The sequence below is a fragment of the Acidimicrobiales bacterium genome (assembly GCA_035536915.1).
Classification (GTDB): Bacteria; Actinomycetota; Acidimicrobiia; order Acidimicrobiales; family JAHWLA01; genus JAHWLA01.
Window position 1 is genome coordinate 95,942 of record DATLNE010000009.1, and the last position, 16,691, is coordinate 112,632.

The following is a 16,691-nucleotide window of genomic DNA, read 5'->3' on the forward strand; positions in this document are numbered from 1 at the left end:
TCTCATGCCCACGCGCGAGCCAACTGTTGCCGACACCGCGAGCCTCACCGAGACGCGTGACAACCTGAGCGAGATCCTCGATGAGGTGTGTGCTACCGGACGAGAGTTCGTCATCACGCGCCACGGAAGACCCGTTGCGGTAATTCTCGCCCACGATGAACATGAGTCGATGATCGAGACGCTCAACATCCTTTCCGATCGTGCCACTATGGATGCCCTAACGGAAGCGGAGAGCGACGCATCTGACGGGGGCATCGTTGAACTCTGACCGGCGATTCTGACATGGTTCGACTAACCCATCGTGCGCAAAAAGACCTCGCGGAGCTTCCTCCGAAGCTCCGCGAGAAAGCGGAGATTCTCCTGCGACGACTAGACAACGAGCCGACATTAGGGAAGAAGCTCCTTGGCGCGCTGCGGGAGTACCGTTCGGCGCGTCTCGGTCGCTCCCACCGCGTGATTTACAAGCTCGAAAATCAAGGACCGCTTGTAATGACGATCTCTCCTCGGCGGGATTCGTATCGATGACGGCGCCTCTCCCCCACTCTGGGCCAGAGCACGACATCTTTTTGCGCGCGCTGCGTGACTACAGCGAAAGCTGTACCCCGCCCCTTCTTACGCCGGGTTGCCCGTTCGCCGTAGACGTGTCTTCTGGCCAGCGCGGTTGCGGCGAAGAATGCTTGGAGTTGCTCGCTGCGCATGCCGCACCGCACCCTGTAGACGAGGTAGAACTAGGCAAAGGCCTCGCAGTGCGGCCCAGGACCCCACGACCGCGTCATGCGCCCTTATTTGAACCGGCCCCGTTTGATGCCCAGGAGCATTTCCTCGCGGACAGTAGCTTTCCACTGGCTCAATGGCGGGCCACGTCATTGGTCCGGGGACTAATGGACAAGTTGGCCGTACCACCACCCGCGGACGAAGAATCGAGCGCGCGGCGTCGCAATGAGATAGGCCACCTCGCCACGGAACTCGAAAGCCGCGGATTCGATACTGAGGCTCTTATCAAAACTGTCGGCGGCGGGATTGTCGCAGGATCGGTGGTCCTCTCGGTCGTCATTCCTTTACTGGTTGTCGCGTCCGGAGGTGAGCCTGACAACCTGCCTCGCCTGCCCTCGCACGTTGGAGATGCTTGGGGAGAATTGCTCTTTACAGACGGGCTCTCTCTTCATGAGCGTGAAGCTCGTGCGGCGACGTCGGGGGATGACTGGGTTCGAGAGACAGCGGCTACAGCCTTCTCCCATCTTATGGAAGTCAACCGCTCGCTCTCCACGGGCACTGCGGGTCGCATCGTGAACTGGACCCCTCCGACCACCGATGAACTGACCAACATTGGCCCGCCGCCTCCCGTGGACAAGGTGCAAGGCTGGATCGTCGACCGCTTTACAACGACGTACCTCGATCGCTGGCAGCTTGACTCGCTACATCTCGAATGGCAGTGGCTACATGGAGAGCGACGCGCGCCATGTGATCCGCGCGAAATGAGAGCCCGTCGCGTTGAACCGGCGACCTTAGATGCATCAATCGCTGCTCGTTCTACAAGCCAAGATGAAAAAATGCCTGCGCCTGCGGCTAACTCAGACCGATACGTTGAGCCCGCGCTACAAATGCTCAGAGAAGGCCGACGAAGTGCGGCCGCAGCCATCTTCGAAGCTGTCATTCAGGTTGCTCCGGACGATGCACGAGCTTACAACAATCACGGGTTCTGCCTGTTGATCGACGATCCAGAGAAAGCTTTGCGATCTCTTGAAGCGGCGACCGCCCGTGGTCTCGCAACAAACAGCATGAACGTCGGAAACCGAATGTTTGCGCTTGCTCGAGTTGGCCGACCGGCAACTGCTCTCGATGTCGCTGAGCGGTTCTTTTCTGCTCGTAGTTCGGACGGCAATCCTGACGGCGCATATATGTGGGACTTCGACAGTGACGAACCATCCACAACATTCGTGAGCAGTTCTCAACTGTACGTGTGCGACTTCGCTCGTCATCTCGCGCTGCGTAACGGCGATGAGATGCTCGCTGAACTTTGGTCAGACCGGGTGACGATGCTTCGAGCCGAAGCAGGCGGCTAAATCTTAGTGCTGACCGATCCGTTCAAGATGGCGGATAGTGGACCGGACGTGGGCCCACTTCGAGCATGTGCAATTTTTAGCGCTCGACCTTGCGGAGGTCTGTGAGCGAGGGGTCCGCCCACCCGTGCGGATTGTCGGGCGCTACGGCGAACGCTCCGCTGCTGCATGCGCCCGTGTCGGCAGGAACGCCCGACCTCGACGCCGAGGACCCGCGAAGCAGGCGGCGCCCCCGACCAGAAGGCGGCAGTGGCGGCCTATGGCAGAGCGGACGAAGGCGCTAAGCGTTTAGTCGAACACGACTTGTGCGGCCGGGGAGATTGACGAGCCCGACGAGTCCGCTCTCGAGCCATAGCGGCACCACTTCTATGCGGTTGGCCGGACACGCCCACCGCCCTGGCGACGTGGCGACCGGGCGACCCGGACTCGATGCGGGCGTCACCCCCGTTGGCCTCCTGGGTTCGAGCGACGGCACTCACCCATGCATTCGGCTAGTGGTCAGGCGGCGGGGAGGTCGGCCAGGACCGAGCGGAAGCGGTCGGTGGCCAGGGTGCGGGCGGTGGCGTCGTAGGCGGCGCGGGCGATGCGGTCGAGCCCGTCGGGGCGCATGAGGTTGAGCCCGTGCAGGCGTACCTCGTCGGCCGTGGGCCGCAGCAGGAGCACCTCGACGTTGCGCCGCTTGGCCAAGGCCACCTCGGCGGCCAGGGAGCGGGCGGGCCAGCGCCGAACCAGTTGCATGAGGGCGGCGGGGGCCAGCACGGTGTCGAAGGCCAGTGGCACCACGCCGATGATCAGCGAGCACCGGGCCCGCACGGCCAGGTCGAGGTTCGACGACGAGTGGGCGCCGCCGTCGACCAGCACCCGCTTGCCCACCTTCACCGGCCGGTAGAAGCCGGGGATGGCGGCCGACGCCATCACGGCCTTGCGCAGCGACGCCGTGGGCGCGCCTGTGCGCCCTAGCACCACCCGCCGACCGGTCGAGATGTCGACCGTCGTCAGCCACAACGCCGCTTCCGGCCACTCCTCGGGCAGTTCTTCCTCGAAGCGCCGGCGGCCCTCGGTCATCTCGAACAGCCCGCCCGGGAACAGCCGGGTGAGCACCTCGGGCACCGGCACCGCCATGGGCAGGCGGAAGGGCGACAGCGAGCGGCCCAGCACGTACGCGGAGCCGAGCGCCCGGCGGGAGAGGTCGAACGGGGTGCGCCACGTGGCCGTCATCAGCTCGGAGCCCACCGGCTTGCCGTCGACCTCGCCGCCGATCCCCGGCTTGGTGGGGTGCGTGCCCAGCGCCAACTGCCAGAAGTCTTCGGTCGACCATCCCGTGCGCAGGTAGGCGCCGACCACGGAACCGGCAGAGGTGCCCACCACCAGGTCGGCATCGGCCGGACGGAAGCCGGCTTCCGCCTCTAAGGCCCGTAGGACACCGGCGTGGTACGCCATGCCTACGATCCCGCCGCCGCCGAGGACCAACCCCGTTTTCATGACGTCAGTGTTACCCACTGACGTCGACATCGAGTGGACCTACTTGCCGAGCTTGCCCGCCGCCAGGTCCTCCGCCATCGCCCAACCGAAGGCGATGAGGTGGTCTCCCCGGGACAGGTCGAGCGAACTGAAAAAAGCCTTGATGTCGGGGTCGATGGCATCGGGCTTGAGCACTTCGTGGTCGAGCACCCCGCACGGCTCGCCTGCGCCTGTGACCACGAAGGTGCGGTCGTCGATCTTGCCTTCGAAGCCGAAGCGCTTGGCCAAGCGCCGGCCCCAGGCCCGCTCTTCGCCGGTGGCCTTGTGGCCGGGACGGGGCACGATGTCGTCCAGCCCCTTGAAAGCGGCGTAGCCCGCGGCATCGACGAACTTGGTGCCCACGAGCACGTCCTCGTCGGGGAAGGCCAGCAGGGCCCGCCGGTACTGGTCGGCCATGAGCGACTTGAGCACTGTCTCCCGGCGGGCGTTGCGCTTCACCGACGCCAGGCCCACCAGCAGGCACGGGGTGCCGCCGATGCGCTCCAAGGTGCAGAAGGAGAACCCGCACAACTTGCCGTTGTCGCGCGCCTGGGTGATCAGCACCCACTCTTCACGCTGCTTGGACAAGAGGCCGATCTGGTACCCAGCGGGGCCGTCGGCGCAGATGTCGGCCATCTCGCCCAATTCGGCGTCGCTGAGCGCCGTGCAGTCCTTGGTCTCGAGCTCGATCGCCATGCCTGCGCGTTCTCCCCATGGATGCGGTCGAAGGTCAAGGTTACCGGTCAGGCCACTGTCTGTGAAAAGCGACGCCTCGTCGCGTGCGGTTGATCGGCCACACACGGGTGCCACACTTGGGCGGATCGCGCCCGCGGGAGGCGCGCTACTGGAGGTCACCTCATGCCCCTGCACCACCGCTCTCGATTTGCCGCGCTCGCCTTCGGCGCAGGGCTTGCGCTGCTCCTACCGAGCACCGCACATGCCTCGACGCCGGTGATCACCGACCCGGCGGGCGACGCCGGCGTCACCGCCTACCCCTGTCAGCCGAACCTGGGCATCGCCGTCGACCCTTGCCTGACAACGGTGCCTGCGCTGTCGGAACCAGGCATCGACATCGTGGAGGCCGACGTCGTCCTGGACGGTACCGACCTGCTGTTCAGCATCAAGGTGGTCGACATCGACGCTGCGCCGCTCCAAACCTCGGGTCGCACCTTCAGCTTCGGGACTACCTACGCGGGGCTGAGCGTGCACGTTCGGGTGAGCCACGTCGGCCAATTCGACACGACGGCGACGGGTTCGTTCGACGTCGTCAATCTCGCCAGCACAGGCAGCGGTACCGCCGTCGACGCCACGCTCGACCCCACCACCAATGTCCTTCAGTGGACGGTGCCGCTCACCGACGCGAACGCGGCGCTGGCCGACGTCTGCGCCTCGTGTACGCCGATCGGCGCAGGATCGACATTGCAGGACTTCTCGGCCCGCGCCGGCTACGAACTCGACCCGACAGGCTCTATCGGCGTGCCGTGCGTCGGGCGGTGCGACGGGGCTGAAACCCGGGGCACCTCCACGCTGTAGTCAGCTCACCAGGGCGTTGGGGCCGAGGAGGACGCGGATCTCACCCAACAAGCCGTTGCGGGCGTCGACGTTGAACTCGTCGGGCAGGCGCAGGATCTTCTGCCCGACGTGCAGGTAGACGGGCGAGTCGCCCCCGTGCGTGACCAAGAGCTCCTTCAACTGCTCGACCAGCTTGTCGGTCAGCGAGTTGAGCGGGAGCTCGATGCGCACGGGGGGGCCGCCGTCGAGCACCAGCTCGGGCTTCTTGAGCTCGAGCACGGTCAGCTTGGGCGTGTCGTCGCGGGTGTCGAGCCGCGCCTTGACGCACACGATGGCGTCGTCGGCCAGCATCCACCCGTACTCCTGCATGACCCGGGGGAACACCCAGCACTCCACCGACGACTGCAGGTCCTCCAGGTGGAAGGTGGCCATGAGGTCGCCCTTCTTGGTGTAGCGCCGGGCCAGGGCGGTGACCACGCCGCCCACCCATCGCACGGCACCGTCGGTCGACCCCTCGCGCAACTCCGAGATGGTCGACTCGGTGTGCTTGCGCAACGCCGTCTCCGCCCCCATCAGCGGATGGTCGGAGACGTAGAGGCCGAGCATCTCCTTTTCGAAGGCCAGCTTCTGCGCCTTGTCGAACTCCCTGTCGGGGATGGGGATGCGGGCATCGTCGAAGGCGGGCGGGGCGTCGTCGCCCGCAGGCGCGTCGCCGAACAGCGACATGATCCCCAGCTCCGCCTCGCGCCGTCGGGCCAGCATGCGATCGACGATCTGCTCGAAGACCAGCAACAACCCGTGGCGCGGATGGCCCATGGAGTCGAAGGCGCCCGCCTTGATCAACGACTCGACCGAGCGCTTGTTGAGCACCATGGGGTCGACCCGCTCGCAGAAGTCGTAGAAGTCGGTGAACGGGCCGTTCTTCTCCCGTTCCATGACCATGCGCTCGACCAGGCCCTCGCCCACGTTGCGGATGGCCGACATGCCGAAGGGGATCGTCTCGCCCCGGGCGATGAAGTCGGAGGCCGACACGTTCACGTCGGGCACCAGCACCTGGATGCCGATGGTGCGGCACTCCGAGAGGTAGACGGCCGTCTTGTCCTTGTCGTCCTTGACCGAGGTCAACAAGGCGGCCAGGTACTCGACCTGGTGGTTGGCCTTGAGCCAGGCCGTTTGGTAGGCGACGAAGCCGTAGCCGTAGGAGTGCGACTTGTTGAACGCGTAGTCGGCGAACGGCTCGATCACGTCGAACAGGGCGGTGCCGATGTCGCGCCCGTAGCCGGTGGCGTCGCAGCCGGCCACGAACTTCTCGCGCTCCCTGGCCATGATCTCGCGGACCTTCTTGCCCGCCGCCTTGCGGAGGTTGTCGGCTTCCTCCAGCGAGTAACCCGCGAACTTCTGGGCCACCCGCATCATCGACTCCTGGTAGATCATCAGCCCCTGCGTGTCGCCCAGGAGCTCTTCCAGGTCGGCGTGCAAGTAGATGATCGGCTTGCGGCCGTTCTTCCGGTCGGCGTAGTCGTTGTGCATGTTGGCCGCCATGGGCCCGGGCCGGTACAACGCCACCAAGGCGGCCACGTCGTCGAACGAGGTCGGGGCCAGCGAGCGCATGAGCGCCCGCATAGGCCCGCCTTCCAACTGGAACACGCCGATCGACTCGCCCCGGCGCAGCATGGCCAACGTCTTCTCGTCGTCGAGCGGCACGTTGTCGATGTCGGGCCGTGTGCCGGTGGACTCCTCGATGAGGTCGAGGGCCTGTTCGATGACCGACAGGTTGCGCAGCCCCAGGAAGTCCATCTTCAGCAGGCCGAGTTCTTCGACGCCGTGCATCTCGTACTGGGTGACGATGGGCGCTTCTTCAACCGGCTTGCCCGACTCCGGCTTGCGCTGGATGGGCAGGTACTCGGTCAACGGCTCGTGGGTGATGACCACGGCCGCGGCGTGGATGCCGTCCTGGCGGCGCAGGCCCTCGAGCCCCTTGGCCACGTCGATGACCTTGGCCACGTCGGGGTCGGCGGCGTACATCTCGCGCAGCTCGGCGGCCATCTTGTAGCCGTCTTCGTACTTGGGGTGCTTCTCCAGGCAGGCGTACAGCGGGGTGTCGCGGCCCATGACCAACGGCGGCATGGCCTTGGCCACCTTGTCGCCCACCGCGTAGGGGTACCCCAGCACCCGGGCCGCGTCGCGCACCGCGGCTCGGGCCTTGATGGTGGAGAAGGTGACGATCTGGGCCACGTGGTCCCAGCCGTAGCGCTCGGCCGCGTACTTGATCATCTCGCCGCGGTAGCGGTCGTCGAAGTCCATGTCGATGTCGGGCATCTGCTTGCGGCCCGGGTTCAAGAAGCGCTCGAACAGCAGGTCGTAGCGGATGGGGTCGAGGTCGACGATCTGCAGGCAGTAGGCCACGCAACAACCCGCCGCCGACCCACGGCCGGGGCCGACCCGGATGCGCCGCTCCTTGGCGAAGCGAATGAGGTCCCACACCACCAGGAAGTAGGCGGAGAAGCCCATGTCCTTGATGACGCCGAGCTCGTAGTCGAGCCGGTCGGTGACGGCGACGGGCAACGAGTCGCCGTAGCGCTGCCGTGCACCTTCATACGTCAGGTGGCGCAGGTACTCGTCTTCGGAGGTGAAGCCCGACGGCAGGGGGAACTCGGGCAGCTTGGGCTTGCCGAACTCGATCTCCACCTGGGCCCGCTCGGCGATCCAGAGGGTGTTGTCGCACGCCTCGGGATAGTCCTTGAACAAGTGGCGCATCTCGGCGGCCGACTTGAGGTAGTGCTCCTCGCCTTCGAACTTAAAGCGCTTCTCGTCGCTCAACGAAGCGCCGGTCTGCACGCACAGCAGGGCGTCGTGGGCCACGTGGTCGTCGCGCCGCGTGTAGTGGGCGTCGTTGGTGGCCAGCAGGGGCGCCCCGATGCGATGGGCGATCTCGATGAGCTGGGGGTTGGTCTTGTGCTGCTTGGCCAGGCCGTGGTCCTGCAGCTCGACGAACAGCGAGTCCTTGCCGAAGATGTCCTGCAGGCGAGCGGCTTTGGCCACCGCCCCCTCGAAGTCGCCCTTCAGCAGAGCCTGCAGCACCACGCCGCCCAGGCAGCCGGTGGTGGCGATGACGCCTTCGCCGTGCCGGGCCAGCAGCTCCCAGTCGAGCCGGGGCTTGTAGTAGTAGCCCTCCAGGTAGGCGGCCGACGACAGCTTCATCAGGTTCTTGTAGCCCTGGGTGGTCTCGGCCAGGAGGGTGAGGTGGTAGTAGAGCTTCTCGCCCTCGTCGCCGTCGCCGCCGGTGTCGTCGATGCGCCCCCGTCGAACCGGCCGCTCCTCCCGGTGCTCGAGCGCCATGTAGGCCTCGGTGCCGATGACCGGGGTGATGCCCTGTTCCCGGCACTCCTTGTAGAAGTCGAGGACGCCGTACATGTTGCCGTGGTCGGTGATGCCGATGGCGGGCTGGCCGTCGGCCGCCGCCGCGCCGATGACTTCCTTCACCCGGGCGGCGCCGTCGAGCATCGAGAACTCGGTGTGGAGGTGGAGGTGGGTGAAGGAATCCGGCACGGCGCTCCGTTCATCCACAGAGCTTCCACAGGACCCTGTGGACAAATAACAACCCTGTGATTCCGAGGGTACCGCGAATCGGGGCCCGTCGCGCCCTACTGTGCGGCCCATGCGAGCTGGCGGGCAAGGTGTGCGAGGTTGGTGGCGAACTGTCCGGAGGCGCTTCGCCACCCGGCTTCTGATCGGCATGCTGGCGGTGTCGTTGCCGGTGGCCGTCGTCCTGTCGTGGGTGCTCACCGCCCGCTCGGCCGACAACATCACCCGCCTCACCGAGGAGGCGGGCACGGCGGTCGCCGTGGCCCACGCCGACGAGCTCACGGGCTGGATGAACGAGCGACGGGGCGACATGCGGGTGGTCGCCACCTTGCTGCGAGGCCGCGTCGGCGACCGGACCGCAGGCGAGCTCCTCACCACGGTGGCCGACACGTACGGCAGCTACGACGCCATCTACCTCACGGACCTGTCGGGTCGGGTGGTGGCCTCCACCGGCGGGGCGACGGCGCCGATCGACCTCCTGGCCCAGTCGTGGTTCACCTCGGCGGCCTCCGGCCAGCCTGCGGTGGCGTCGCCCGTCCCCGTGCAGGACACCATCGTGTGGCCGGTGGCCCACCCGGTGACGGGCGCCGACGGCCGTCCCGCCGGCGTGGTGATCGGCGACCTCAAGGCGTCGATGCTTGCCGAGCTGATCGACAAGGAGGACGCGTCGGTCGACAGCGAGCTCCTGGCCGTCGACCGGGAACGTCGGCTGGTCTACTCCTCGACGATGGGCGCGATCACCGCCGATGCCGACCTCCTGACCAAGGGCGCCTTCAGCACCCGGGTCTCCACGGTGGGAGCCAACCGCGGGCTCGCCGGGGAAACCGGCAGCGCCGACTACCGCAACTACCGCGGGACCCGCGTGCTGGCAGGCTTCGCCCCGGTGGAGCCGCTGGGCTGGGCCGTGATCAGCACCGAGGCCCGCTCCACGGCACTGGCCCCGGTCGCCACCGGCCGTCGACTGGCGCTGGGCATGGTCGTGGTGGCCACCCTCGCCGCCCTGGCCTTCGCCGTGTGGTTCGCCCGGCGCACCACCCGGCCCATCCTCGACCTGTCCGACACCGCCGACAACGTCCGCGACGGCCGCCTCGACAGCCGGGTGGAGCCCGGCGGTTCCGAGGAGGTGAACCGGCTGGGCCAGTCGTTCAACTCCATGGTGGAGAGCCTCGAACGGCTGGTGTCGGAGGTGCGCTCGGCTTCGTTGGAGGTGAACTCCGCGGCCTCCGAGCTCTCGGCCTCGTCGGAAGAGCTGGCCGCCACCACCACCGAGCAGGCCGCGGCGGTGACGGAGACCTCGGCCACCACCGAGGAACTGGCGCGAGCCTCGGCGTCGATAGCCGACACCGTCGACGAGGTGGCCTCGCAAGCGGCCGAGACCCGCGACTCGTTGGAGCAGGCCCAGACCGACATGGAGGCATCCTCCGAACGAACGCTCGCCCTGGCCGAGCGGGTCAACGAGATCACCCTCATCCTCGGGCTCATCAACGACATCGCCGACCAGACCAACCTGCTCGCCCTCAACGCCGCCATCGAAGCGGCCCGGGCGGGCGAGGAAGGCCGGGGCTTCGCCGTCGTGGCCGAAGAGGTGCGCCGGCTGGCCGAACGGTCCAAGGCCTCGGCGGGCGACATCACCACCATCATCGAAGGCGTGCAGTCCGAGACCAACGCCACGGTCATGGCCATGGAAAAGGGCGCCAAGCAGATGCAGCGGGGGCTGGGCCTCCTCGAACACGTGGCCGACGCCACCGCCCAGGTGCGCCTCACCACCCAGCAGCAACGGTCGGCCACCGCGCAAGTGGTCGAGACCATGGAGCAGTTGACCGACGCCAGCGGACAGGTGTCGGCCACGGCTTCACAGATCGCGGCGGCGGCCTCGACGTTGGCGTCCCTGGCCTCCGGGTTGGAGTCGACGGCGGCGCGAGCGGCAGCCGCGCAGGGTTAGGGCGCCGGTGCAGGCGCTGCTCCTCCCCGTCGGGCCGGAGTGGTACGCCGTCGACACCGCCTGGGCGCGCGAGGTGGTGGCCGTGCCGTTGGTCGTCCCCCTGCCGACGGCACCGTCGACGGTGCTGGGCGTGTTCAACCTGCGAGGCGAGATCGTGCCCCTCTTCGACGCAGGCGCGTTGCTCGGCGTGGGCGGCTCGGGCGACCACCCCTACGCCGTCGTGGTCGACACCGCCTTGGGCCTGGCCGCCTTGGCCGCCCACGCCGTGCCCGAGGTGGTCGACCTGGGCGAGCAGACGGGCACGGCCGACCTGCCCGGTGCGCTCACCACCCACACGGTGGGCCGCCGCCTGGCGGTGCTGCTCGACATCAGCGCCGTGCTCGCCCCGGTTCGCATCGGAGGACGCCCGTGAGCAAGCTCGGCGACTTCGAGGAGGAGTTCCGCCAGCTCTTCGCCGAAGAGGCCGAGACCCGCCTCCTGCGACTGTCGACCGAGCTGCTGCAGTTGGAGGAGGCGGGCAACGACCCCGAGTTGGTGGCGTCGATCTTCCGCGACGCCCACACCCTCAAAGGGGCCGCGGGCATGGTGGGCCTCGACCCCGTGGCCCGGGTGGCCCATGTCATGGAGGACCTGCTCGAGGAACTGCGCCAAGGCGAGCGCATGGCCTCGCCCCGCCTGGTCGACGGGCTACTGGCCGCCGTCGACGCCGTGCGCCGCTTCATCCCCGAGCTGATGGCGGGCGAAGACCGCACCGACGAGGCCGCGGTGGTCGAGGCCAACGTGCGGGCGTTGCGCGAGGAACCGGTGGAAGAACCGCCCGTGCCGTCGACGGCCCCTGCCACGGCGCCTCCGCCTCCGAGTGCGGCTCCGCCCATTGCCACGCCCGCGCCCCGCAGCGACCAGTCGGGCGAGACCATCCGGGTGCCCGTGCCTCGCCTCGACCAACTGGTGCGCCTGGTCGGGGAAGCCGCCGCCGCCCACCTGCGCATGGGCCGCATGCTCACCGACCTGGTGGGCACCGACCCGGCCAACGTGGCCGAGTTCCGCGAGCTGTCGCACGTGCTCAACGAGCTGCAGGAAAAGACCATGCGAGCGCGCATGGTGCCGGTGGCGACCATTACCGACAACCTCCACCGGGCCGTGCGCGACGTCGCTCGATCGTGCGGCAAGGACGTGCACTGGGAAGTGCGAGGCGACGACACCGAGCTCGACCGCAGCGTGCTCGAGCAGTTGGCCGACCCCTTGCTGCACCTGGTGCGCAACGCCGTCGACCATGGCATCGAGACCGCCGCCGAACGAGAGGCGGCGGGCAAGCCTGCCCAGGCCACCGTGCGCCTCCACGCCATGCAGTTGGGCTCCGAGGTCATCCTCGCCGTGTCCGACGACGGCGGCGGCATCGACGTGGGGCGGGTGCGCGACGAGGCGTCGCGACGAGGGGCCGACACCACCGCCCTGTCCGACGAGGAGACGCTGTACCTGATCTTCCGCTCCGGGCTGTCGACGGCCGAGTTCATCTCCGACGTGTCGGGGCGCGGCGTGGGCCTCGACGTGGTGCGTACCGCGGTCGACGCCACCCGGGGGCGCATCGACGTCCGCTCGACGCCGGGCGAGGGCACCGAGTTCCGCATCGTGGTGCCCATCACCCTGGCCGTCCTGCCCTGCCTGCTGGTGGAGGCGGGGGGCCGGTGTTACGCCCTGCCGCTCCATTCGGTGCTGGTGGCCCAGGACGCCGAGCACGCCCCGCTGCGCCACGCCGAGGGGCGCCTGAGCGTGCAGGTGGGCAGCCAGGCCGTGCCGGTGTCCGACCTGGGCGCCGTGCTCGGTGCCGACGAACCCGCCGAGGGCCCGGTGGTGGTGGTGTCGGGCGTGACCCGACGCCACGCCTTCCGGGTCGACCGCCTCGTCGGCCAGCGCGACGTGGTGGTCAAGGGGCTCGGCCGCCTGCTCCCCCGCCTCGACGTGCTGGCCGGGGCGAGCGTGGAACCCGACGGCTCGATCCTGGTGGTGCTCGACGCCCCCGGGCTCATCGACCGGGCCCGATCGCGCCGGGAGCGGCCGTCGACGTCGGGGCCTGCACTGTCGACGCCGCGTCGGGGAACGATCCTCGTCGTGGACGACGCCATGACGGTGCGAGAGCTGCAACGGTCGATCCTCGAGCGGGCGGGCTACGCCGTGCGCACCGCCGACGACGGGGTCAGCGCCTTGGCCCGGCTGGCCGAGGAGCCGGCCGACTTGGTGATGACCGACGTGGAGATGCCCCGCATGGACGGCTTCGCCTTGACCGAGGCCATCCGGGCCCAGCCCTCGACGGCCACCATCCCCGTGCTCATCCTCACCTCGCGGGCGGGCGACGAGGACCGCCAGCGGGGGCTGGAGGCGGGCGCCGACGGCTACATCGTCAAGAGCGCCTTCGACGAGTCGGGCCTGCTGGCCGCAGTGGAGCGGTTGCTCGGGCGGGCCTCGTGATCCGGGTCGTCGTGGTCGAGGACTCGGCGTCGCAACGGGCGCACTTGGTGCGGGCGCTCGAAGCCGAGGGCGACATCGCCGTGGTGGCCTTGGCCACTGATGCCACAGCCGCCTTGGGAGTGGTGCAGGAGCACCGGCCCGAGGTGGTGACCGTCGACCTGCAACTGCCAGGCGGGGGCGGGCGCCACGCCATCGAGCAGATCATGGCCTTCGCCCCCACGCCGATCCTGGTGCTGTCGGCCACCGTCACCGGGCCACACTCGGAAGCGGCGGTCAACGCCTTGGTGTCGGGCGCCCTCGACGCCGTCCCCAAGCCCGCCCGGTGGACGGCGGCAGCCGAGGCCGAGTTGCGCAAGCGGGTGCGGTCGCTGCGGGGCGCCACCGTGTTGCGCCATCCCCGCGGCCGCCGCAGCGCCGATGCAGGCGAGCCCCGTCGCACCCGCACGGTCCCGGTGGTGGCCGTGGCCGCGTCGACCGGGGGGCCGCCCGCGCTGGCCAAGCTTTTAGCGGGCTTGGGCGGGCTGCGCGCCGCCGTGCTCGTCGTGCAGCACCTGCACCCCGATTTCATCGACGGCTTCGTCACGTGGATGGCCAGGGTGTCGCCCCTGCCCGTGCAGCCCGCCACCGACAGGGCGCCGTTGCAGGCGGGTGCCGTCTACATCGCGCCGGGCAACGCCCACCTCAAGGTCAAGGACGGCCGCCTAATGCTCGACCCCGAGCCCCGCACGTTGCACCGGCCCTCGGCCAACGAGTTGTTCAAGTCGGTGGCCACCAGCTCCGGGCGCCGAGCGGTCGGGGTGCTGCTCACCGGGATGGGCGACGACGGCGCCACCGGCCTGCTGGCCATGCGCACGGCAGGCGCCCACACCATCGCCCAGGACGAGCGAAGCTCCGCGGTCTACGGCATGCCCCGGGTGGCCAAGGCCGTCGGCGCCGCCGTCGAAGTGCTCCCTCTCGACGCCGTCGCCGAGGCGGTGAAGCGGTCGATGAAGCGGGTGACGGGGTGAGCGACCGCAACCTGGCCGCCGCCGCCCACATCCTCGGCCGCCGCGTCGGCCTGCGGCTCGACTCGTCCACCCAGAGCCGCCTGCGTCGCTCGGTGGACGACGCCGCGGCCGCCCGCGGGCAGGACGTGACGGAGTTCGTGGCGTCGCTCGACCGCGACCCGACGGCCTTGCAGGACCTGCTCGACCGCATCACCGTGCAGGAGACGTCGTTCTTCCGCGACCCCGGGCAGTTCGAGGCGCTGGCCACGTATGTGCTGCCTTCGCTGCGGGGCGCGGTGACGGTCTGGAGCGCGGCGAGTGCCAACGGCCAGGAGGCCTACAGCCTGGCCATGGTGCTGGCCGAGTCGGCCCTCAGGGACTGGCGGGTGATCGCCACCGACGTGTCGAGCCGGGCGCTGGAGCGCACCCGGGCGGCCCGCTATCGGGCCAAGGAGATGTCGGGGGTCTCGCCCGACCGCCGCGAGCGGTACTTCGATCGTGACGGCGACGGCTGGCGGGTCAAGGCGGCGTTGCGCGACCGGGTGAGCGTGAACCGGCTCAACGTGGTGGCCGACCCGCTGCCGGGCGGGCCGCAGACATGCCCGGTGGTGTTCTGCCGCAACATGCTCATCTACCTGCGCCCCGAAGACGTGGTCGCCTACCTCGAACGGCTGGCCCGGTGGATGACGCCCGACGGGTATCTGTTCCTCGGCTACAGCGAGTCGCTGTGGCAGGTGACCGACGCCTTCAAGCTGGTGCGCCTCGGTGGGTCGTTCGCCTACCGGCCCGGGGGCGCGGTGGCGCCGTCGGCGCCCGCCGCCCCTGCCCCCAAACGGGCGGCAACCCCCACGCCCGCGCCTACGCCGACGCCACGCCCGCGTCCGCCGCGGGCCGCTCGCCCGGAGCCCACGCCCCTGCCCGACGTGGTGGCGTTGTTGGCCGAAGGCGAAGCGGCTTCGGCGGCAGGCGACCCTGAAGCCGCAGTGGTGGCGTTCCGCAAAGCGGCCTTTCTGGAGCCCGACTCCCCTGTCGCCCACTTCCACCTGGCGGTGGCCCTGGAAGAGGCCGGGCACGCCGCCGCCGCCCGCCGCGCCTACGCCGCGACCCAGGCCGCCATCGAGCGAGCCGACGTTGCCGTGGTCGAGGCGGCGCTCGAGGGCTACCGCTTGGACGAGCTTGTCACCCTTCTGGATGACAAGCTTCACCCGTCATGAGACAACTCGTTCGGTTCCGCACCAGTGCGGGGAGTTATGCGGTGCCGGTCGAGCACGCCCGGGAAGTCCGCTCGGGCGACGGCCTGCGGCCGCTCCCCTCGCCCCGCGCCGGCGTGGCGGGAGTCGTCTCGCGGGGCGACGATGCCGTGCCCGTCCTCGACAGCCTGGGCGGGGGAGGCGGCCACATCCTCATGCTGGAAGCGGGCAATAACGTGTTCGGGCTGTTGGTCGAGCAGGTGACGGGGGTGGAGTCGTTCGGCGACGACGCCGTGGCGCCGCCGCCGCCTGGCCAGGACGATGCAGTCATCGCGGGAGTCGTACAGGAGGGGGATGTCATGGTGCTGGTCGTCGACGTACCGGTGCTCGCCCAAAGCCTGCGGTCGTGAAACGCGGCCTCGTCTTGGTAGCCGAGGACTCGGCGGTGGTGCGCGCCGTGGTCCGCCGACAGTTGGAGGCGCACGGGTTCCGGGTGCTGGAGGCGGTCGACGGCGAGGAAGCGCTGTGCGTTGCCCGTAAGGAGCATCCCGACGTGGTGCTGCTCGACATCGAGATGCCCAAGCTCGATGGCTGGGGCGTGCTGGCCCAACTCAAGGACGACCGGGAACTGTGCAACACCCCGGTGGTGTTCGTGACCGGTCGCACCGCCACCGACGAGGTCGTCGAGGGGTTGCGCATGGGCGCTCACGACTACCTGCGCAAGCCGTTCGACGACGCCGAGCTGCTGGCTCGGGTGACCGCCGCAGCCCGGGTCAAGGCGCTGCACGACGAATTGGCCGACCGGGCGCTCGAGTACGACCGGGTGTCGCGGCTCGACTCGCTCACTGCGCTGCACAACCGGCGCCACCTCGACGAGCACCTGCGCATGCACGCGGCCAGCTCGAAGCGGCACAAGCAGCACCTGGCGGTGCTGATGGTCGACATCGACCACTTCAAGTCGGTGAACGACCGACTGGGCCACGCCGCGGGCGACGAGGTGTTGTGCGAGGTGTCGAGGCGGCTCGGCCGTTCGCTGCGGGCCGACGACATGGCCGGGCGGTGGGGCGGCGAGGAGTTCGTGCTGCTGCTGCCGCACACCGACATCGACGGGGCGCTTCGGGCCGCGGAGCGGGTGCGGGTGGCGGTGGCCGGCGCGCCGGTGCAGCTGGCCGACCAGTCGCTGGCGGTGACGATCAGCGTGGGGTGCGCCAGCGGCGTGGGCGAGCCGGCCGACGAACTGCTGCGCCGGGCCGACCTGGCCCTCTACGACGCCAAGGAAGCGGGCCGCAACCGCAGCGCCTCCCGCTGAGCTAGTGCCGCGTCAGGCAACGTTTGCGCGCTTCACGAGCTCACGTAGCGCCTCGTCCCTGGCGTTGCGGTTCCGCCAGGCGATGTAGCGACGGATCATGCGGGCCTGGGCCTCGTGGCTGTCGTGGTCGGTTCCGTCGAG

General features: G+C 69.0%; 13 protein-coding genes. 10 read left to right on the forward strand and 3 right to left on the reverse strand.

The genetic code is table 11. The annotated features are described in order from the left end of the window. Positions 1-4 precede the first annotated feature (4 nt). A complete protein-coding gene (locus tag VM938_02580; protein HVF73911.1) occupies positions 5-268 on the forward strand; it encodes a type II toxin-antitoxin system Phd/YefM family antitoxin in 264 nt (87 codons plus the stop codon). A 613-nt stretch (positions 269-881) separates the two neighbouring features. Continuing rightward, the gene (locus VM938_02585) at positions 882-2,063 is read left to right on the forward strand and encodes a hypothetical protein (GenBank protein HVF73912.1); all 1,182 of its coding nucleotides are present in this window, start codon (positions 882-884) and stop codon (positions 2,061-2,063) included. Between the two features lie 495 nt (positions 2,064-2,558). Here the strand turns inward: VM938_02585 and VM938_02590 are convergent, their stop codons facing one another. Beyond that, on the reverse strand, positions 2,559-3,542 hold the full coding sequence (locus tag VM938_02590; protein ID HVF73913.1) for a patatin-like phospholipase family protein: 984 nt from the start codon (positions 3,540-3,542) through the stop codon (positions 2,559-2,561). A gap of 39 nt (positions 3,543-3,581) precedes the next feature. Continuing rightward, positions 3,582-4,256 (reverse strand): hypothetical protein, encoded by a 675-nt coding sequence (locus VM938_02595; protein ID HVF73914.1) that lies wholly within the window; start codon positions 4,254-4,256, stop codon positions 3,582-3,584. A 162-nt stretch (positions 4,257-4,418) separates the two neighbouring features. On the opposite strand from VM938_02595, the gene VM938_02600 reads away from it, so the two are divergent. After that, entirely contained in the window at positions 4,419-5,093 is a 675-nt protein-coding gene (locus VM938_02600; protein ID HVF73915.1) for a hypothetical protein, read from the forward strand. On the opposite strand, the gene dnaE is transcribed toward VM938_02600, so the two are convergent. Further along, positions 5,094-8,621 (reverse strand): DNA polymerase III subunit alpha, encoded by a 3,528-nt coding sequence (gene dnaE, locus VM938_02605; GenBank protein ID HVF73916.1) that lies wholly within the window; start codon positions 8,619-8,621, stop codon positions 5,094-5,096. A gap of 187 nt (positions 8,622-8,808) precedes the next feature. Here dnaE and VM938_02610 point away from each other — a divergent pair, with 187 nt between their 5' ends. From VM938_02610 to VM938_02640, 7 genes are read left to right on the forward strand one after another with little or no spacing between them, the layout of a single operon-like run. Next, the gene (locus VM938_02610; protein HVF73917.1) at positions 8,809-10,599 is read left to right on the forward strand and encodes a methyl-accepting chemotaxis protein; all 1,791 of its coding nucleotides are present in this window, start codon (positions 8,809-8,811) and stop codon (positions 10,597-10,599) included. A gap of 7 nt (positions 10,600-10,606) precedes the next feature. Continuing rightward, a complete protein-coding gene (locus tag VM938_02615) occupies positions 10,607-11,011 on the forward strand; it encodes a chemotaxis protein CheW (protein HVF73918.1) in 405 nt (134 codons plus the stop codon). Then, positions 11,008-13,065 carry a hybrid sensor histidine kinase/response regulator gene (locus tag VM938_02620; protein HVF73919.1) on the forward strand — a complete coding sequence of 686 codons (2,058 nt, stop codon included), beginning with the start codon at positions 11,008-11,010 and terminating at the stop codon, positions 13,063-13,065. Before VM938_02615 ends, VM938_02620 begins: the two co-directional genes overlap by 4 nt. Further along, positions 13,062-14,072, forward strand: a complete 1,011-nt coding sequence (locus VM938_02625; GenBank protein ID HVF73920.1) for a chemotaxis protein CheB — start codon at positions 13,062-13,064, stop codon at positions 14,070-14,072. Before VM938_02620 ends, VM938_02625 begins: the two co-directional genes overlap by 4 nt. Then, positions 14,069-15,265, forward strand: coding sequence for a protein-glutamate O-methyltransferase CheR (locus VM938_02630; protein HVF73921.1), 1,197 nt, complete (start codon positions 14,069-14,071; stop codon positions 15,263-15,265). The genes VM938_02625 and VM938_02630 overlap by 4 nt, the downstream gene beginning before the upstream one ends. Beyond that, positions 15,262-15,651: a chemotaxis protein CheW gene (locus VM938_02635; GenBank protein ID HVF73922.1), complete on the forward strand. Its 390-nt coding sequence runs from the start codon at positions 15,262-15,264 to the stop codon at positions 15,649-15,651. The genes VM938_02630 and VM938_02635 overlap by 4 nt, the downstream gene beginning before the upstream one ends. Next, the gene (locus VM938_02640) at positions 15,648-16,550 is read left to right on the forward strand and encodes a diguanylate cyclase (GenBank protein ID HVF73923.1); all 903 of its coding nucleotides are present in this window, start codon (positions 15,648-15,650) and stop codon (positions 16,548-16,550) included. Before VM938_02635 ends, VM938_02640 begins: the two co-directional genes overlap by 4 nt. Positions 16,551-16,691: the final 141 nt, after the last annotated feature.